General features: G+C 60.0%; 17 protein-coding genes. 6 read left to right on the top strand and 11 right to left on the bottom strand.

The genetic code is table 11. From position 1 onward, the window contains the following. Window positions 1-8 precede the first annotated feature (8 nt). Complete coding sequence (locus DCS96_RS09650) at window positions 9-257, top strand: hypothetical protein (protein ID WP_116474593.1); 249 nt, start codon at window positions 9-11, stop codon at window positions 255-257. 2 nt (window positions 258-259) lie between these two features. Here the strand turns inward: DCS96_RS09650 and DCS96_RS09645 are convergent, their stop codons facing one another. The 3 genes from DCS96_RS09645 to DCS96_RS09635 are packed head-to-tail and all read right to left on the bottom strand — an operon-like array spanning window position 260 to window position 2,061. After that, entirely contained in the window at window positions 260-685 is a 426-nt protein-coding gene (locus tag DCS96_RS09645; protein ID WP_116474063.1) for an ExbD/TolR family protein, read from the bottom strand. Next, on the bottom strand, window positions 682-1,302 hold the full coding sequence (locus DCS96_RS09640; protein WP_116474062.1) for a MotA/TolQ/ExbB proton channel family protein: 621 nt from the start codon (window positions 1,300-1,302) through the stop codon (window positions 682-684). Before DCS96_RS09640 ends, DCS96_RS09645 begins: the two co-directional genes overlap by 4 nt. 3 nt (window positions 1,303-1,305) lie before the next feature. Next, window positions 1,306-2,061, bottom strand: a complete 756-nt coding sequence (locus DCS96_RS09635; protein ID WP_116474061.1) for an energy transducer TonB — start codon at window positions 2,059-2,061, stop codon at window positions 1,306-1,308. A 238-nt stretch (window positions 2,062-2,299) separates the two neighbouring features. Here DCS96_RS09635 and DCS96_RS09630 point away from each other — a divergent pair, with 238 nt between their 5' ends. Next, entirely contained in the window at window positions 2,300-2,740 is a 441-nt protein-coding gene (locus DCS96_RS09630; protein WP_116474060.1) for a CBS domain-containing protein, read from the top strand. A 19-nt stretch (window positions 2,741-2,759) separates the two neighbouring features. Here DCS96_RS09630 and DCS96_RS09625 read toward each other — a convergent pair whose 3' ends face one another. Then, window positions 2,760-3,320, bottom strand: coding sequence for a helix-turn-helix domain-containing protein (locus DCS96_RS09625; protein ID WP_116474059.1), 561 nt, complete (start codon window positions 3,318-3,320; stop codon window positions 2,760-2,762). Between the two features lie 118 nt (window positions 3,321-3,438). On the opposite strand from DCS96_RS09625, the gene DCS96_RS09620 reads away from it, so the two are divergent. After that, window positions 3,439-4,596: a benzoate/H(+) symporter BenE family transporter gene (locus tag DCS96_RS09620; RefSeq protein WP_116474058.1), complete on the top strand. Its 1,158-nt coding sequence runs from the start codon at window positions 3,439-3,441 to the stop codon at window positions 4,594-4,596. Between the two features lie 29 nt (window positions 4,597-4,625). Here DCS96_RS09620 and DCS96_RS09615 read toward each other — a convergent pair whose 3' ends face one another. From DCS96_RS09615 to DCS96_RS09605, 3 genes are all read right to left on the bottom strand, one after another. Then, window positions 4,626-5,126, bottom strand: coding sequence for a fasciclin domain-containing protein (locus DCS96_RS09615; RefSeq protein ID WP_198649981.1), 501 nt, complete (start codon window positions 5,124-5,126; stop codon window positions 4,626-4,628). 201 nt (window positions 5,127-5,327) lie between these two features. Beyond that, complete coding sequence (locus DCS96_RS09610; protein ID WP_116474057.1) at window positions 5,328-6,644, bottom strand: DEAD/DEAH box helicase; 1,317 nt, start codon at window positions 6,642-6,644, stop codon at window positions 5,328-5,330. Window positions 6,645-6,782: 138 nt separating this feature from the next. Beyond that, entirely contained in the window at window positions 6,783-7,514 is a 732-nt protein-coding gene (locus DCS96_RS09605) for a glycerophosphoryl diester phosphodiesterase (protein WP_116474056.1), read from the bottom strand. A 183-nt stretch (window positions 7,515-7,697) separates the two neighbouring features. Between DCS96_RS09605 and DCS96_RS09600 the strand changes: the two genes are divergently transcribed. Both DCS96_RS09600 and DCS96_RS09595 read left to right on the top strand, forming a co-directional pair. Then, the gene (locus DCS96_RS09600; protein ID WP_116474055.1) at window positions 7,698-8,843 is read left to right on the top strand and encodes a 3-phenylpropionate MFS transporter; all 1,146 of its coding nucleotides are present in this window, start codon (window positions 7,698-7,700) and stop codon (window positions 8,841-8,843) included. Further along, window positions 8,840-12,304, top strand: a complete 3,465-nt coding sequence (locus tag DCS96_RS09595) for a hybrid sensor histidine kinase/response regulator (protein ID WP_116474054.1) — start codon at window positions 8,840-8,842, stop codon at window positions 12,302-12,304. The genes DCS96_RS09600 and DCS96_RS09595 overlap by 4 nt, the downstream gene beginning before the upstream one ends. Before the next feature lie 28 nt (window positions 12,305-12,332). On the opposite strand, the gene DCS96_RS09590 is transcribed toward DCS96_RS09595, so the two are convergent. Next, entirely contained in the window at window positions 12,333-12,971 is a 639-nt protein-coding gene (locus DCS96_RS09590) for a response regulator transcription factor (RefSeq protein ID WP_116474053.1), read from the bottom strand. Between the two features lie 277 nt (window positions 12,972-13,248). On the opposite strand from DCS96_RS09590, the gene DCS96_RS09585 reads away from it, so the two are divergent. Further along, the gene (locus DCS96_RS09585; protein WP_116474052.1) at window positions 13,249-13,944 is read left to right on the top strand and encodes a DUF3108 domain-containing protein; all 696 of its coding nucleotides are present in this window, start codon (window positions 13,249-13,251) and stop codon (window positions 13,942-13,944) included. A gap of 57 nt (window positions 13,945-14,001) precedes the next feature. On the opposite strand, the gene DCS96_RS09580 is transcribed toward DCS96_RS09585, so the two are convergent. The 3 genes from DCS96_RS09580 to DCS96_RS09570 form a co-directional block, all read right to left on the bottom strand. After that, a complete protein-coding gene (locus tag DCS96_RS09580; protein ID WP_157953613.1) occupies window positions 14,002-15,447 on the bottom strand; it encodes a sensor domain-containing diguanylate cyclase in 1,446 nt (481 codons plus the stop codon). A 369-nt stretch (window positions 15,448-15,816) separates the two neighbouring features. Further along, entirely contained in the window at window positions 15,817-17,118 is a 1,302-nt protein-coding gene (locus DCS96_RS09575) for a sigma-54-dependent transcriptional regulator (RefSeq protein ID WP_116474050.1), read from the bottom strand. Then, window positions 17,099-18,823, bottom strand: a complete 1,725-nt coding sequence (locus DCS96_RS09570) for a sensor histidine kinase (protein ID WP_232818217.1) — start codon at window positions 18,821-18,823, stop codon at window positions 17,099-17,101. The genes DCS96_RS09575 and DCS96_RS09570 overlap by 20 nt, the downstream gene beginning before the upstream one ends. Window positions 18,824-18,851 lie beyond the last annotated feature (28 nt).

The raw sequence follows: 18,851 nt of genomic DNA, 5'->3' as shown, positions 1-18,851 counted from the left end.
GGAAGGTCATGACACTGGCCGAACTGCGTGACTTATATCAACAGGGGAAGTTGCACCAGGCCCGGGTGTGCCACGACACCCTGAGCATGGGCTGGCTGGTGACTTTCTATGATGCCGAGGGCAACCTGTATGAGCTGACCGACACCCTCGGCTGTCGGGTCAGCCATGAAAGCCCCCGGGCGGCGGAGGAAAAGGTACACCTGGTCGCCGATTGCCCGACCCGGATCGACAGCCTGTACCGCTTCTTCGAGGTGTAGGCCTACTGCCCTTCCTCCATCAGGATCTGGGTCGCCTTGATCTCGTGTTCCTGCAGGAAGGCCAGTAGCTTGAGCATGTTGTCTACCGTGACTTCCTTATCGGAAGCCAGCACCAGTTCGGCCTGTTTCAGGGCTTCCAGGTTGTCCGTCAGCACCGGCTTGAAGCTGTCCCAGTCTCTATACTCCTTACTCTGCAGGGCCCAGGCCGGCTCTCCCGCCAGCAGGTTGATGGTCATGGCCTGGTCATTCTGTACACTGCTCAGGGCTTCGTTGTCGGTGGTGGGCAGGTCCACTTCCAGCGACTGCAGCGGAATATTGGCAGTCAGCATCAGGAACACCAGCACGATAAAGATAATATCGAGCAGGGGAGTGATGTCTGGGGTCAGTGCCCGCCAGCCAGATTGGGCGGGATCGGGACGCGCTATCATGCTTTTACTCCCAGCTGGACGCCTTCCAGCGAGAGGTTGCACTGGTTCAGCTCATGGGTGAGCTTGTCGAGTAGGCGATCGGCCCACAGCCCGAACAGCTGGGCACCGGCAATAGCGGGCAGGGCGATCAGCAGGCCGGCGGCGGTAGTGCTCATGGCCAGGCCCAGGCCATCGGCGAGCAGTGCCGGGGTGACCGGCTCCTGGCTTAGACCAATGCCCCTGAACATCTCCATCAACCCCAGTACCGTGCCCAGCAGTCCCAGCAAGGGGCTGATCACCCCGACCAGCGTCAGTACCCGCAGTCCTGCATGTAGCCTGCGTCTTTGGTGTTGCAACCAGACCGAGGCCAGATCTTCACGGGTGGATTTATCGCAATCCCGGTGCCGGACCAGCAGGGCGCATCCCAGCAGGATCAGGGAGTTGTGCTTCTGCCCTTCCAGCGCCAGATAACCGCTATTTTCCTGGCGCAGCCGGCGTTTTTCCTGCTCTCCGCTCAGGCTTGTCCAGATCAGGGCAAGGGTACGTTCCAGCCAGAGCGCGACGGTAGCCAGGGAGCAGAGGAGCAGTGGCCAGCTCATCGGGCCCAGTTGTTGTTGCAGTTGAGATAACAGTTCCATGATTTAATCCAATTTGAAACGAACGGGGATATGAACGCGGTGGGCCAAGGCCCGGCCATTTTCCACATAGGCGGAAAAGCGCCATTTGACAATGGCCTTCAGGGCCGCCTGGTCTAGCAGCCTGACGCCCGAGGATTGTGCCAGCAGGCGCTTGATTTGCTTGCCCTCTTGATCCAGCCAGACTTCCACTACCACTGTGCCCTCCAGCCCTCGGCGGCGGGCCTGGCTCGGGTAGGGGATGGGGGCCGGTCGGGTCTTAAAGCTGGGGGTCTGAATCTGCTTGGGTGCACTGGCCTGGGCAGCCTGTTGGGGCTCGGGCAGGGATTCAGTGATGGGAGCCGGCTGAGGGGGCGGGGTCACCGGTTGTTGTACTGGCTCCGGCTTGGGTTCGGGCTTGTGCTCCGGTTTGGGTTCGGGCTTGGATTCCGGTTTGGGCACGGGCTTGGATTCCGGTTTGGGCACGGGCTTGGGGTCCGGTTTGGGCACGGGCTTGGGTTCCGGTTTGGGCTCGGGCTTGGGGTCCGGTTTGGGCACGGGCTTGGGTTCCGGTTTGGGCTCGGGCTTGGGTTCCGGTTTGGGCTCGGGTTCAGGGACCGGTTCAGCTTTGGCCACCGTAGGCAGCATCTGCACGCTGATTGGGCCGGGCGCGTCGCTTGCGGGCAAGGCAATGGTCTGTACCTGCCGCGTCATCGCCTGGACCAGGAGGCCATGCAAGGCCAGGGACCCCAGGGCGAACACGGCATAGCGGCGAAGGTTCACATTAACTCCCGATCTCTCAATAACGACGATGGATGACGATAAGTGACTAGCATACGGATTATCAAGCGGATGTCTATCCAAATGGCAATGAGAAATAGTCGCATTAATAATTTTATCAAGATGGCCGCTCACGATGCCGGTTTTTGATTTGCAGCAGGCAGGGTCTGTGTCAAAACTGGGTATAGTTAAGGGAGCCGATCCCTCTTTCCCACTTGTCTGTCGTTAAAGGAGCAGGCTGATGACAATGAACTCGGTGGGCGATCTGATGACTCGCCAGATATTGACCCTGGATCAGAGTGCAACCTTAAGGGATGCCCACGAGCTGATGCGGGAAAAAAGCATACGCCATATCCCGGTGGTGGATCCGCTTACCGGCAAGCTGTTGGGAATTATCACCCAGAAACGCATGGTTTCCAGCATAATGTCGCTGCTGGCCGACTATGGGGTCAGTGCCCTGGAACGGCGCGAGCGGGAATGCAAGGTGGTGGAAATTATGGAGACCGATTACAACAGCGTGGATGTTGATGCCCCGCTTACCGAGGTGGTGTCCTTTTTCCTGCAAAACAAGCATGGTTGCCTGACGGTGGTGAATGCGGAGCGTCAGCTACAGGGGATTGTTGCTTCATCCGACTTTGTACGCCTGTGTGCAGAATTGCTGAAGGACAAGACTCAAGCCTGACGCCGGTAACTTCCTGCATCTAGTTTCTAGCGGGATAATGGATCAGGTTATAGAACACTGCCGGCTCGGTGCCCGTATTCCGATAACCGTGTTTCCGGTTGGCATCGAAACGTACTGCCGCCCCCGGGAGCAGGGACGTCCATTGCCCCGCCAGTAACAGCTCCATGGCGCCACCCTGCACTATGACGTGCTCGGTAACACCGGCCTCGTGCGGTTCTGATATGCGTTCATAGCCGGGCAGCAGGGTCAGCTCCAGCATCTCGAAGCCAAAACGGGGCTCATAGGGGAACAAGGGTGCCACCAGCATGCCGTCCCGGGCCGGCCGGCGACGCAGTTGATCCGCAACCCGGTAAACCGTGCCTTCGGCCGGAGCCGGCTCGAGGAAGGTGGACAACGGGGTATGAAAGCCACCAGCTATCTTCCACAAGGTCGCCACGGTCGGGCTCGACTCTCCCCGTTCTATCTGGCCCAGCATGGCCTTGCTGACGCCGGTTTCCCGGGCGCACCTGTCCAGGCTCCAGCCTTGCTGCCGGCGCAGCCGTTTCAGCGTTTCCGCCAGATATTGGTTCAGCTCCTTCATGGGGTCTGCGATCTCTGATTTGTGCACACTTGTCGGTTGTGCGTTATAGCATACCTTTGCTAGCATGGCTTCTTTGTGCGCTATAACGCACAGCCGATCCTCTCTAAGGAAGCCTGATATGCGTGGTGTCTTTGGTCTTTCACATATTGCTGCCGGCTTTATTGCCGTGCTGATAGGCTACAGCAGCTCGGCGGCCATTATCTTCCAGGCGGCCGCCGCGGCGGGGGCAACCCAGGCCGAGATTGCCTCCTGGTTGTGGGCCTTGGGAATAGGCATGGGCGTCACCTGCATCGGTTTGTCACTGCGTTACCGCAGCCCGGTACTGACCGCCTGGTCGACACCGGGCGCAGCCCTGCTGGTGACCGGCCTGGCCGGTATTCCCATGAGTGAAGCCATCGGTGCCTTTATGTTTTGTTCCGCCCTTATCCTGCTTTGCGGGGTGACCGGCTGGTTTGAAACCATCATGCGATATGTGCCCGCCGCCCTGGCGGCCGGCATGCTGGGCGGCGTACTGCTGCGCTTCGGCCTGGACTTGTTTGCTTCCGCCCAAACCGATCCGCTGCTGGTGGGTGCCATGCTGACCACCTATTTGCTGGCGCGCCATCGCTGGCCACGCTACGTGATCCCGCTCGCCCTGCTGGTGGGGTTGGGCCTGGCGGGTACCCTGGACTTGCTGCATTTCGAGAGGTTTCAGTGGCAGCTGGCCAGCCCTGTGCTGATGATGCCGAGCTTTTCCACCTCGACCCTGATCGGGGTGGGTATTCCCCTGTTTGTGGTCACCATGGCCTCGCAAAACGTTCCGGGTATCGCCGTACTCCGGGCCCACGGTTATCAGACCCCGGCGTCCCCTCTGATCGGCTGGACGGGCCTGACCGGGGTCTTGTTGGCGCCCTTTGGTGGTTTTGCCTTTAACCTGGCGGCGATCAGTGCGGCTGTGTGCATGGGCAGGGAGGCCGACCCGGATCCCCTTAAACGCTATCGGGCCGCCATCTGGGGCGGTGTTTTCTACCTGTTGATGGGGCTGTTCGGCGCCACAGTGGTGGGCCTGTTTTCCGCGCTGCCGGTTGAATTAATCATGGCGATCGCCGGCCTGGCCTTGCTGGGTACCATAGGCAACAGCCTGGGGGTGGCCCTGAAAGACGAAAACAATCGGGATGCGGCCTTGCTCACCTTTATGTGTACGGCGTCGGGTGTCACTCTGATGGGGATCGGCAGTGCCTTTTGGGGATTGGTGCTGGGGATGTTGGTGCATATGCTGAACCGGCGGAGTTCGTAAAAAACCGCCCCTCAGGGCGGTAATTGTCATCAGGGCATAAGAACCCTGTCGATGATATGAATCACCCCGTTGCTGGCTTCAAGGTCGGCCATCAGCACGGTGGCGTCATTCACCTTCACATTGCCATTTTGGGTCTGGATGCTGACTGTGCCGCCCTGCACCGTAGTGGCACTGTCAAGCTTGATGGCATCCGCCGCCATGATATTGCCCGCGACCACATGGTAAGTCAGGATAGCGACCAGCTGGTCCTTGTTCTCGGGTCTGAGCAAATTATCAACTGTGCCTGCCGGTAGCCTGGCAAAGGCGCCATCGGTAGGGGCGAACAGGGTGAAGGGCCCCGTGCCCTTGAGGGTATCGACCAGCTCTGCGGCCTGTACGGCGGCGACCAGGGTGGTAAAGGTGCCCGCATCTACCGCGGTCTCGACAATGTCTTTTTTGGCTTCGTGATGGGCGGCCGGCGCCATTCCGGCAGCTAGCAGCAACGTCAAGGCCATCAGGGTTTGACCGAGGCAGGTGGTTAGTGTCTTCATGGTTCCTCCAGAGGAGCTGCCATCCATTCCCGATGGCGCCCAACAACGTTATTTTTAAGCGTCAGCTCCGTGATGCTGTCAAGGCGACGGCAACAATTTAATTATAGGATGGGCAGGAGGGAACCTTTTGGTCCGGCGGTGAAAGAGGAGTGCCGGCCATAAACAACAACCCCGGCGGATGCCGGGGCTTGATATCAACCATTAACCGTCGTGACGGCCGTGGCGTTGGGGCTGGTTGGGTTTGTTGCTGCGCGGCGGCTTGTTGTTGGCGCCTCGCTGATTCTGGCCCCGGCCCCCCCCGTTACCGCGTCCTCCGCCATTGCCCCGGCCACGGTTATTGGCCGGCGGCTTGGTGGCGGGCTGGGGTTCTTCCGGGCCGGGCTCGAAGCCGGGCAGCACCTGCAGTTCAAAGCGGTTCTTGGTCAGCCGTTCGATAGCCTTGAGCTGGAGCTTTTCTTCGTGGCACACCAGGGAGATGGCATGCCCCTGGCTACCGGCGCGGCCGGTGCGGCCGATACGGTGCACATAGTCTTCCGCCACATGGGGCAGTTCGAAGTTGATCACATGGGGCAGTTCGCTGATGTCGATACCGCGCGCGGCGATATCGGTGGCTACCAATACCCGTAGCTGACCATCCTTGAACTGGCTCAGGGCCCGGGTGCGTGCGCCCTGGCTCTTGTCACCATGAATTGCCATGGCCGGGAGACCGTCCTTGTCCAGCTGCATCGCCAGCCGGTTGGCGCCGTGCTTGGTACGGGTGAACACCAGCACCTGGCGCCAGTTATGGTGGCCGATCAGGTAGCTTATCAGCGCCCGTTTACGGTTCTTGTCCACCCCGTAAAAGGCCTGGTTTATGGTATCGGCGGTGGCATTGCGGGAGGCGACTTCGATATGTTCCGGCTCGTGCAGCAAATCTTCTGCCAGTTGCTTTATCTCATTAGAGAAGGTGGCTGAAAACAGCAGGTTCTGGCGCTTTTTCGGCATCAGGGCCAGGATCCGGCGAATATCGCGGATAAAGCCCATGTCCAGCATCCGATCCGCTTCGTCCAGCACCAGCATTTCGATGCGGGACAAATCGATGGAACGTTGGGATACATGATCCAGTAATCGACCGGGGGTGGCGACCACTACGTCTATCTTGCGGCCCAGGGCCTTCATCTGCGGGTTGATGCTGACGCCGCCGAACATCACCAGGGTGTTCAGGTTGGTGTGTTTGGCGTAGGCGCGCAGGTTTTCCTCTACTTGGGCGGCCAGCTCGCGGGTGGGGGTCAGCACCAGGGCGCGTACCGGCGCCCGGCCATTGGCCAGCGGTCGGGCCTGGGTTTCGCTCAGACGTTGCAGCATGGGCAGGCCGAAGCCGGCGGTCTTGCCGGTTCCGGTCTGGGCACCGGCCAGCAGATCTCCGCCTTTCAATACCAACGGAATGGCTTGGGACTGGATGGGGGTGGGCTCTGTATAACCACATTCATTGATGGCTTGAACGAGCTGGTCGTTCAGACCGAGGGCAGCAAAAGACATGAGACTCCGAACAAATTAGGTCCTGGCTGGACGGCTGAGAGGCAATGCTGGATAGCAAACAGCTGCCATGATACCAGAAAAGCGGCCAAAACCTAAAAAAGCGTCCGGGTGTCGGGTCTTTGCCCCGATTTACGTCGGTTACCCGGGTGGCCAGCCGGCCACCAGATAATCCTGCGGCCTGTCGGTGATAATCATGTCCACCCCCCAGTCGATCAGGTGGGCGACCTTTCCTGGCTGGTTGGGGGTATAGCAATAAAGCGGGTAGCCGGCCTGTTTAACGGCCTGGGCCCGGGGGCGGGTGAGATGGCGGAAATTACAATGCAGGCTGTAACAGTCCAGCTCTGTCATTAGCTGCTGCCAGTTGTCGGGAATGCGTTCCACCAGCAGGCCGCGGCGGAGGTCCGGCTGCAGTTGCTTCATCAGCATCAGGCAGACCTGATTGAAGCTGGAAAACAGCAGCTTGCCTTTGGGATACAGCCCTGTGTCTATCACCTGGCTTACCCGGTGACAGAGCTGATCGGCTTCGCTTTCATGGTACGTTTTTAGTTCTATGTTCACCTTGATGGCCAGCTCCTGGCACAGCAACAGCAACTGCTCGAGGGTCGGTACGGACTCATTCCTGAAAGCCTTGTCGAACCAGCTGCCGGCATCCAGTTGCTGCAGCTGCTCCAGTTCATGGTTGCTGACTTTGCCCCGGCCGTTGGTGCAACGATTGACGGTTTGATCGTGTATCACTACGGGCGTGCCGTCCCGGGTCAGTTGAACATCGATCTCCACCCAGTCCAGGCCTAGCTCCCTGACCTTTCGCATTCCCGCCAGGGTATTTTCCGGTGCCAGGCTGGCCACGCCTCTGTGTCCGCATAAAATCATCCCATTGTCCTTATCAATCACGGGCACACGCCCGACGGGGGAGGGTGCCGTTTCACCATAGGTGGTCGCCATCGGGCAGGCCCGCACCGCCGAGCGGGTTCGCCTTTATGCGCCATGAGTAACAGTAATTTTCATATAAAGTTATTATCATATCCCGCATCATTTTATTACCCAGTACAACATATGGTTCCAGCTTTTTGGCTTTCCCTGTTCTTTGCCACTTATTATTTCAGCTATGGCATATTTTTACCTTTCTGGTCACTCTGGCTGAGCAGTGTCGGGGCCGAAGCGGGATTTATCGGCCTCTTGCTGGGACTGGGTATGGCGGTGCGCTGCGCCGGCAACCTGGTCATCATGAGCCGGATCCGGGAGGCGGCCCATCTGCTGCCGGCCCTGCGCTGGTTGGCGCTGCTCAGCCTGGTGTCCTTCGCCGCCTTCTACGGCTGGCAATCCAGCCTGGGCCTGCTGGTGCTGATGATCCTGGTTAATCTTTTCTATACTGCCCTGATCCCGGTCAGCGAGGCGACCGCCAGCCGGCTGATCGTGCAGGTGCGGCTGGATTACGGCAGGGCGCGGCTGTGGGGATCGGCGGCCTTTATTGGCGCCAACCTGCTGGTGGGCATGCTCAGCAGCAGCTACGGCCCCCAGTGGGTATTGCATACCATGGTACTGGCGTCGGTGTTGATCTTCGGCCTGTGCCTGTTGCCGATGTCGCCGGCGCCGATGGATACCCAGCGAGGGCGGCGCGGGGATTCCATCCTGCAAACCCTGAAGCGCCCCGGCCTGCCGCGGTTCCTGCTGATCACCTCGTTGTTGCAGGGCAGCCATGCCTTCTACTATGGATTCAGCGCCCTCTACTGGCAGCAACAGGGCTACAGCACCACCCTGATCGGCTACCTGTGGGGGCTGGGGGTATTGGCGGAGATCTGTGCCTTCCTGATGGATAAAAAGTGGCTGACCCGTTTTTCCGCCCGCCAGCTAATGCTAGCCGGGGGGTTATGTGCGTTGGTGCGCTGGGGCATCATGGGCGCCACTACCGAGCTGGGGTGGATGATACTTGCTCAGCTCCTGCATGCGGGCACCTTCTGCCTGAGTCATCTGGGGGCGGTGCGCTTTATTACCCGGGAGCTGGATGACAGGGCCATTATTGGCACCCAGGCGCTGTACGCGGCCATTCCCCAGGGCTTATCGCTAGCCCTGCTGCTGGTGCTCTGTGGCCAGCTGTTTCCGATGCTGGCCGGCCAGACCTTCTGGCTGATGGGGCTGGCGGTGCTGCCGGTGTTCTGGCTGCTCTGGTCCAGGCCCGGGCCGGCCGCCCAGGAGGCCTGATGCAGGGCTGGACCGTGATCAATATTTCCCTGGCTTATCTGGCACTGCTGTTTATCTGTGCCTGGTTGGGGGACAGGATCAAGCTGGGTGCCTCGTCCCGGCGCCTGCGGCCCTTGCTGTACAGCCTGTCGCTGGCCATCTACTGCACCTCCTGGAGCTTTTTCGGTACCGTCGGCCAGGCCAGTTCGGATCCCTGGCCCTACTTCGCCATCTATCTGGGGCCGATACTGGTTTTCACTCTGTTCGGCTCTTTTGTGGCTCGGCTGATTGATGTTGCCAAACGGGAACACATTACCTCCATCGCCGATTTCATTGCCGCCCGTTATGGCAAGTCCCAGCGGCTGGCGGCCTACATCACCCTGATCGCGGTGATCGGCGTCCTGCCCTATATCGCCCTGCAGCTCAAAGCCATCTTGCTGGGGCTGAATATGGTGGCGCCCGACATCGTCGGCGGCAGCCACGATGCGGATCAGGTCGCCTTTATGGTGACCCTGCTGTTGACCCTGTTTATTCTGCTGTTCGGTACCCGTCATATCGATGCCACCGAACACCAGCGGGGAGTGATAGTGGCGATTGGGGTGGAGTCGGTGGTCAAGCTGGTTGCCTTTATCACCATCGGAGCCTTTGCCAGCTGGCTGATCCTGGCCTACCCCAACCAGCAGCGGGTGATGATAGCCCAGGACTTTATCGGCCGCCTGACAGGGGTCAGCAGCGCCAACCTGCTGGATATGGGAGTCTATACCCTGGTATCCATGAGTGCCGTCATCTGTCTGCCCCGTCAGTTCCATGTGACGGTGGTGGAGCACCATGATCCGGCAGACTTGCACTGGGCTCGACGGATCTTTCCCATATATCTGTTCCTGATGGGGATTTTCGTGCTTCCCCTGGCCCTGGCCGGTCAGCAGTGGCTGCCTGCCGACACGGCTCCGGATACCTATGTGATCAGCCTGCCGTTGGCCTTCGACAGTCAGTTGCTGGCGGTGCTGGCGTTTATCGGTGGCGCTTCGGCGGCTACTGCCATGGTGATTATCTCCACCATTGCCCTGGCGATCATGGTCAGCAACGATCTGGCGCTGCCGATGATCCTGCGCCGCCGCCAGTTGCAGGGCGGTGAGTTCAAGGACTTCGCCGAGCTGCTGCTCAATGTCCGGAGATCCGCCATCGTCGTGATCATGCTGACCGGTTGGCTGGTGTTCCTCTGGCTGGGTGAGATCAACAGCCTGTCCCGTATCGGCTACCTGAGCTTTGCCGCCATCGCCCAGTTTGCCCCGCCCCTGGTGCTGGGTCTGCTCTGGCGTGGCGGTAACCGGCGTGGCGCCTACTGGGGGCTGAGCCTGGGCATGCTGATGTGGCTGCTCAACCTGATGGCGGGCACCGGCATGTTTGCCGGTGATGCCGACAGCAACTTCCTGCTGCGCATGCTGACACCCCCTGCCTGGGGGGCCCTGGCCGACATGAGCCATGTCACCTGGGGCATATTGCTCAGCCTGCTGGTGAATCTGGCCGGTTATCTGCTGGGTTCCTGGCTGTCGCTTACCACCGTCAGCGAACGCTTTCAGGCCGCAGCCTTTGCCGGACGACAGGCCCGGGACGAGGGGGACCTGTATCGGGCCAGAGTCACGGTCCGGGAGCTGGAGCAGCTGGCCTCCCGCTTTGCCGGCGAGGTACGGGTAAAACGGGCCTTTTCCCGTTACGCCGCCGAGCAAGGCAGCCTGGATGCCGGCATGCAGGCACCTCCCGGCTTGATCCGTCATGCGGAACGGGTGCTGGCCGGGGTCTTCGGGGCTTCTTCCGCCCGCCTGGTGCTGGCCTCGGCCCTGCAGGGACATTCCATGGAGCTGGATGAGCTGGTGGCCATCGTCGATGAGGCCGGCGATGTCTTTCGCTTCAATCGCGGTCTGTTGCAGGGGGCGATAGAGCATATCGGCCCGGGTATTTCCGTGGTCGACAAGGACCTGCGGCTGGTGGCCTGGAACCAGCGCTATATTGAGCTGTTTCATTACCCTCCCGGCCTTATCCAGGCGGGCAGGCCGATTGCCGATATCATCCGCTATAATGCGGAGCGCGGCCTCTGCGGTCCGGGTACGGTACAGCAGCATGTGGACAAGCGGGTCGCCCATATGCGAGCCGGCACGGCTCATGTTTCTTCCCGAACCCGGCCCGATGGCCGGGTGATCGAAATGCAGGGCAATCCCATGCCCGGTGGCGGTTTCGTCATGACCTTCAACGATATTACCACTTTCCGGCAGGCCGAAAAGTTGCTGAAAGACGCCAACGAGGTATTGGAGGCCAGGGTGGTCGAGCGTACCCACGAGCTGTCGACGGTAAATCAGCAACTGCTGGCGGCGACACGTCAGGCCGAACGAGCCAATGCCTCAAAGAGTCGTTTCCTGGCGGCGGTGAGTCATGATCTGATGCAGCCGCTCAATGCCGCCAAGTTGTTTGCCTCTTCCTGGCTGGAAACCTCGGGTGATGAAGAAAGCCGGCGGCTGGCCGGCCATATTGATCGCTCCCTGAGTGCGGCGGAGGAGTTGATTTCCGATCTGTTGGACATCTCCCGGCTGGAGTCAGGCAAGCTGACCGCCAGGCCGACCGTCTTTGCGCTCAATGGCTTGTTCGATACCTTGCAGGCGGAGTTCGGGGCGCTGGCCGAGCAGGAGGGGGGCCGATTCGAGGCCGTTCGCAGCCGACTGTATGTGCACAGCGACCCGCGGTTGCTGCGTCGTATCCTGCAGAATTTTCTGACCAATGCACTGCGTTATAACCCCGGGGGACGCATCCTGCTGGGGGCTCGCCGTCAGGGAGAGCAGGTGCGCATCGAGGTCTGGGACAATGGTCCCGGGATTGCGGCGGACAAGCTGGGGGTGATCTTTGACGAGTTCCTGCGACTGGAACATGGGGCTAGGAACCATCAGCAGGGGCTGGGCCTGGGATTGGCTATCGCCAAGGGCCTGGCGGGTATCCTGGGCCATACCCTGGATGTCCATTCGGTCGAAGGCAAGGGCTCGGGGTTTTGTGTGATCCTGCCGAGGGCCGAGGCCCCGGCACGGATGCAGGCGGCGGGGGCCGTGCGACCGCCGGTCCCGGCCGGGCTGCTGGCCGGGGTCAGGGTGCTATGCATCGATAATGAGGCGGACATACTGGCGGCCATGGCCAGCCTGCTGGAACGCTGGGGTTGTGAGCTGACCCTGGCGGCCAACGGTGAGCAGGCCCGCGAGCGCTGCCGACAGGGCTTTATGCCGCAGGTTATTCTGTCAGATTATCATCTGGATGAGGGGGAAACCGGCGTTGCCGCGGTGAATATGCTGCGTCGGGAACTGGGTGACATACCGGCGGCGATTATCAGTGCGGATCGCCAGCCGGAGTTGCTGGCCCAGCTGCAACAGCTGGACCTGGGCTACCTGAGCAAACCGGTCAAACCGCTCAAGCTGAGGGCCCTGCTGCAGCACCTGCTGGTGTGAGCAGAGGCAGGACATGGGCCTGTCCCAGTCAGAGAGCCCCACTGTCCAGCTGAGACAGGGCGATCACCGCCTGGGTACGATTTTGGACCCCCAGCTTACGAAAGATGGCGGTGACATGAGCCTTGACGGTCGCCTCGGACACCTCCAGTTCGTAGGCGATCTGCTTGTTGAGCTTGCCTTCCGAGAGCATGGTCAACACCTTGTATTGCTGGGGAGTGAGGCTGGCCAGGCGCTCCACCAGATCATCTCCGGCATCCTCTTCCAGGTTTATCCCTTCGGGCCACCAGGGATCCCCGGCCAATATGCTGTTGAGGGCCCCGACCAGGGTCGGCATGGGGGCCGATTTGGGTATAAATCCCATGGCGCCGAAGCGCATAGCCTGCTGCACAACAGCCGGTTCTTCACTGGCGGATACCACCACTACCGGCAGTCCCGGATATTGATTGCGCAACTGCGCCAGGCCTGAGAAGCCGCTGGCGCCGGGCATTTTCAGATCCAGCAGCAACAGATCCACATCGGTCACTTCGGTCAGCAACCGCATCAGGTTGTCGATGCTGTCAACCTCGTGCAGCTGGACTCCCGCAACGGCCAGTTGCACGGCCTGGTGCAGGGCATTGCGAAACAGCGGATGGTCATCGGCAATAATAATGCTGTAGCCAGTCTCCATGGGGGTGTCTGATCCTTGTGCTGTTTATCTTGAGGAGGGCAATGATCGGTTCTCGCCGTTATCTTGCTATGATAGGGCCTAACTCCCATGGTGAGAACCGCAACGGGCGCATTTCGTGATCATGCGGTGAATGAAAGCGGCCATCCGGTAAACGGATGGTGTTGCCGAACAACTGACAAATCCCGCTGTCCAATCCGAAATCGAAGTGTTCTCCAATGCAATGCTGTCGGCCAGGGATCGCTGCTGTTGCCCGGCACACACTGGTTAAGAGGTAAATATGTTGAAAAAAAGTTTGGCTATCCTGTTGGGACTGGCGGCGGGCACCGCCCATGGTGCAGATATTGACCGATTGAATGCCGAGTTTTCGGTGAACCTGAATGGCGACCAGACCCGCGGAGTCAACACCCTGGTCATCGACCGCAATAAAGACCAGTATCATGTGAATTTTTCCCTGTCCCACTGGTTGCTGGATGTTGAGCAGAAGGCCAGTTTTGGCTGGCAGGACTGTAGTGCCCGACCGGATACCTTCAATTACAGGGCGAAGGCCGTCGGTGTTACCCGGGAAGAACGGCTGGTGTTCGATAAGCAAACCCATATGGTGTTATCCCAGGGGAAAGACGGCAACAAGCTATTGTCGACCAAAGAAGGCGCCCTTGATCCGGTCAGCTTCTTCTTCGAAGCCCGTTGCGATCTGATCGCCGGCAAGCAAAGCCTGAATTACCCCGTGGTACGGGATGAGGAAATCAAGTGGACCAGGTTCAATGTGGTGGGGAAAGAGGCCGTTAAAACCGGGATCGGTACTTACGATACCCTGATTGTCGAACGAGACCGAGGTGACAGCAAGCGCAAGACCCGCTTCTGGGTGGCGCCGGAGCTTGACTATCTGCTGGTGCAGATAAGCCACGAAGAAAACCGCCAGCTGGCGGTAACCGCTACCCTCAATAAAATGACCTACAGCCTGGTTAAGGACTGAGACCAGGCTTCCTCCCGGCCGCCTCATGCCGCTTTTGGGCGGTTTTATGCTGAGCGGCTACTCCGTATGGATCCGGCAGCGGCCGGCCTCCTTGGCGCTGTACAGGGCCCGGTCGGCCCTGGCCAGCAATTCATTCATGGTTTCGTCTTCATGGGCCTGGATCAGGCCGCCGCTGAAGCTGATGGAGACGGTCTTGTCGACCAGATACAGCGGCGTGGCCGAGATATTGTCAAGCAGCCGCTGGGTGAGCGGCAGCGCCTGCTGCAGTGTGGTTTGCGGCAGGATAAGCAGAAACTCTTCACCACCGGTGCGGGCGAACAGATCCGTATCCCGGATGGCCTCACGGATGTGTTTGGCAAAGTGCTGCAGTACCTGATCGCCCACATCATGGCCGTACTGGTCATTGATATGTTTAAAATAATCCAGATCCTGGGTCAGGATACAGAGTGGGCTGCCGTAACGACGCGCGTTGGCCAGCTCCTGCTGCAGCCGGGTTTCGGCGGACCGCCGGTTGGGGCAGTAGGTCAGGAAGTCGGTGGTCGCCAATGATTTCAACTGTTGATTGAGGCGTACCAGCTCGTCGTTGGCGCGGCTCATGGTTGCGCGGTATTTCTTGTTGCGCTTGAGGGTCAGCACCGTCAGGATCAGTCCCCACAAGGAGCCGGTCACGCCCACGGCCACCAGGCCGGACAGGCGATCCTTGTTCTCTGCCAGGGTGTATACCGGCTGGGCATCGGCGATGGCATGAACCCGATAATCCGCTTCCGGCTGTTCGGCCTGGTACTGCACTATGGGCAGCCGTTGCGGTCCAAATAACTGTATATCCGGTAACAGGGGGCTGGTGCCCTGCAACAGGGGGAACAAGGTATCCTGCGGTTGCTTCCGAAGGAGAGGGGTGAGGGGATGAAGCATCCATTCCGGTTTATCGGCCAGCAGGATAACCCCGTCGCTGTCCGTGACCAGGGTATTGATATGCAGCACCAGGTTGGTCATTTCGTTCGGGCTGGTCTTGATGATCAGGGCGGCCACTATCCTTTTTTGCCGGGTCAGAGGGAAGGCATAGTAAAAAGCCGGCTTGCCGGTGTCGGGATCCAACGCAAACCGGTGCACGCTACCGTCTTTTAATATCGCCGTCAGCTTGCCGGGGGGCAGGGGCAGAGCCTGGTTGACAGAGCTGGGGAGTCGATTGCCATAGGCAAAGACCTTGCCATGGCCATCGACCAGCCAGATATCCTCCAATCCAAATGCCTGGGAGTAGTGTTGTAGATCTTCATTGAATCGGCTGGTCATTCTTGGATTGCGTAGCAGTTGCTGGGTACTGGACAAGCCTGCCAGTGCCACCGCAATATTCTCTACGGTACGGGTATGATTTTGTAATTCGCGGGAGGCGGCCATGGCCACCAGCTGGCTTTGTTGCTGCAAATCCTGCAACAACAGATGGATCCTCTGATTTAGCCAATACTGGCTGGAAAACCAGCTGAACAGGGCAACCGTCAGCAGCAACAGTGTGATAGCTCCGTATGAAAAACTATCACAGGATAGTCGGGGCACCTTTTTAAGCGATGACATTGCTTCACCCGAAGTATATCGGCCGTCCTGGCCTTTAAAGTTGTTGGGGGTGTTATTTTCTCCAAGCATAGCAGCTGACTGCTGGATTGATGGTTGAGGGGGGAAAAGAATTTAAGCCAGGAAAATGACCAAATCCCGTTTTATTTAACCGCGCTCGGACAGGGGGAAATAAACGATAAGCAGGCCGTTGGCGCCAGGAATGACGCCGCTTGAGTGCCAATCAAGTTAAGTCTTAACAGCCAAGCCCTCAGTAACAATGATTTGTGCTTGTCGGGAAAGAGTTATTTAATCATATGGCAATAATTATTTATATTTAGCCAGCTTGTCGTACAGGGTTTTCCTGGGGATCCCCAGTCGCTCGGCGGCCAGGGCCACATTGCCTCCGGCCCGGACCATGGCATTGTTGATCAGCTGCTGTTCCATCCGGGCCAGCTGCAGGGGGAGGGAAAGGTTTTGACCGGAGCCGGGTTCGGTCAGTACCCCCAGTACATATTGTTCTGCGTGATGGCGCAGCTCCCGCACATTGCCCGGCCAGTCCCGGGATACCAGCCCTTGTAACAGGCCGTCGCCGGGCGGTGGTACATCCCGGTTATATTGTCCTTTGGCCTGCTCGACAAAATGCAGGAACAACAGGGGAATATCGGCCCGGCGCTCGCGCAGTGGCGGGAGTGTGAGGGTGATCACATTCAGGCGGTAATAGAGATCGGGCCGGAACAGGCCGGCCTCACCGGCGGCCTTCAGGTCCACCTTGGTGGCGGCCACCAGGCGGGCATCCACCGGGATCAGCTTGTTGCCACCCAACCGCTCCAGCGCCGATTCCTGCAATACCCGTAGCATTTTAGCCTGCAGGTTGAGGGGCATACCCTCGATCTCATCGAGAAACAGGGTGCCGCCGTCGGCATGCTCCACTTTGCCGAGCCGTCGTTTGGTCACCCCGGTAAAGGCGCCGGCCTCGGCGCCGAACATCTCGCTTTCGAAAATAGATTCGGGCAGAGCAGTACAGTTGACCGCTACAAAGTGGCCCTTGCGTCCGCTGCCCTGATGCAGGCTGCGGGCCACCATCTCCTTGCCCGTGCCGGTTTCTCCCAGGATCAGCACGCTGGCACTGGTGTCGGCAATATTGTCGATCTGGCGGCGCAGCTGTTCGATTTGCGGGTCATGGCCGAGCAGCAAACCGGCGTTGTTCTTTTCGGCCAGCCGTTGCCTCAACAGCCGGTTCTCCAGCACCAGCGCGCGCCTGTCCATGGCTCGGTGCAGGCTGCGCAGCAACTGCTCCGGTTCATAGGGTTTTTCAAAAAAGTCCTGGGCGCCGAGGCGCATGGCGGTCACCGCCATGGGGATATCGCCGTGGCCGGTGAGCAGCAACACGGGCAGTTCCGGATCCTGTTGCTGCACGTTTTGCAGCAGGGCCAGGCCATCCATACCCGGCAGGCGTACGTCGCTCAACAGGACCACAGGCGCCCCCTGGCCCAGGGCCTGCAGCGCCTGCTCGGCCCGGGCAAAGCCGCGGGCCTTGATATCCGACAGTTGCAGGGTCTGTAACAGGGTCTGGCGGACATCGTCGTCGTCTTCCACCAGCCAGACTTCAATCTCTATGCTGTTCATCCGTCCATCCAATGATAAATTCGACACCGCCACCCTCATGCTGGCGAATGACCAGCCGGGCGTCACTGGCTTCCACCAGGTCCCGCGCTATGGCCAGGCCCAATCCCAACCCTTGTCCCAGCTGCTTGGTGGAGAAGAAGGGCTCGGTCACCTTGTCGATCAGGGCGGCATCAATACCGGGGCCATTGTCCCATAATGTCAGTCGCTGCGGGCCGGCTTCCAGGCCGATGAGCCCCCCATCCTTGCCCGCCAGGGCATCCAGGCTGTTGCCGATCAGGTTGGCCAGCACCTGCTCCAGCGCGTGCAACTCCATCGGCAGGTTCAGCTCCGGATCCAGCCGGTGGTGCAGTTCCACACCCTGCTCGTCCAGTTTGGGTTGCAGCCAGCTCAGGACATTGTTCAGGGCGTGCTGCGGCCGGGCCCGGCCGGCGGTGGTGCGACGGGTGGCGGCAAACAGCTTCAGCTGGGAGGTGAGCCGGGCCATGCGATCCACCAGCCGTCCCATGGTCTGCAGGCTTTCCTCCACCTGGGGGTACATGGCTCGCCGGGCCAGCATCAGGGTATTGGCCGACTGGTTTTTTAACGCGGTCAGCGGCTGGTTGACTTCATGGGCAACGCTGGCCGCCATCTGTCCCAGGGCCGCCAGCCGGTTGCTCTGGATCAGCTCATGTTGCATGGATCTGAGCCTGGCCTCGGCCTGGATACGTTCCTGCACCTGCCACTCTAGTTGACGGTTGCTGGCGGCCAGGGCGGCGGTCCTCTCCATCACCTTGTGTTCCAGCTCGCCCTTGGCCTTTAACTGCACCCGGATATAACGTCTGCGTTGGCGCCAGTAGAGCAGCAGCGATAGCAGGGTAACCAGGCTGAAGCCCAGGGTGGCGGTCACCAGGTTGGCATGGGCATACAGGGGCGCGCTGGGCCACCAGAGCTGCAAGCGCCAGCCCAGCCGAGCCAGTGGCAATTCACTGACCAGGTAGCGATGGCCCTGCCATTGCCGTTGCCGGCCTTCGATGCCGAGCTCCAGTGGTTCCAGCCGCATGGGCACATACTGGCGGGTGGTGGCCAACCGCTCGCGCGCTTCCGTGGTCAAAGGGGCCAGGGTCTTGAACTTCAATTCCGGGCGAGAGGCCAGGGCGACTACCTGGTCCGAGTCGACCACCATCAGCAGCTCCCGACTCGGCTGCCAGCTGTGCTCGAGGGCCAGCAGGCTGATCTTGACCGCCAGCACACCACTGGGACTGTTGGGGGAGCCCAGCGGCAGGCCGAAGAAATAACCGGGTACGCCGGTGGTGGCTCCCACCCCATAAAATTCACCGAAGCTGCCTTGTAATGCGTCCTTGAAGTAGGGGCGGTAGCGGTAGTTCTGGCCAATAAAGGAGGTCGGGGTATTCCAGTTGCCGGTCGCCAGGGCGAAGCCACCGGCATCCATCAGGTACAGGGTTTCGGCACCGGTTTCCCGACCTATCCGTTCAAGCAGCAGGTTGGCCTGGGTTATCCTGTCGGGATCTTCCGGTTTCGCCAGGGCGGCCAGTAGCACGGGGTGTGATTGCAGCACGCGGGGAATATTCTCGAAACGGGCAATTTCCGCCTCCAGCGTGGTGCGGTAGAGCAGCAGTTGCTGCTGGGCCTGCAGCTCCTGCTCTGTGGCCAGGCGTTGCCAGCTGCTGCGCCAGATCCCCACCAGTACAAGGGCAAACAGCAGCAACAGCAGGCCTGACAGGCGCGTTTTTACT

It is taken from the genome of Zobellella maritima (assembly GCF_003075035.1).
Lineage (GTDB): Bacteria > Pseudomonadota > Gammaproteobacteria > Enterobacterales > Aeromonadaceae > Oceanimonas > Oceanimonas maritima.
The sequence above is the reverse complement of the archived record's forward strand: the minus strand, read 5'-3'. Positions and strand labels throughout refer to the sequence as shown.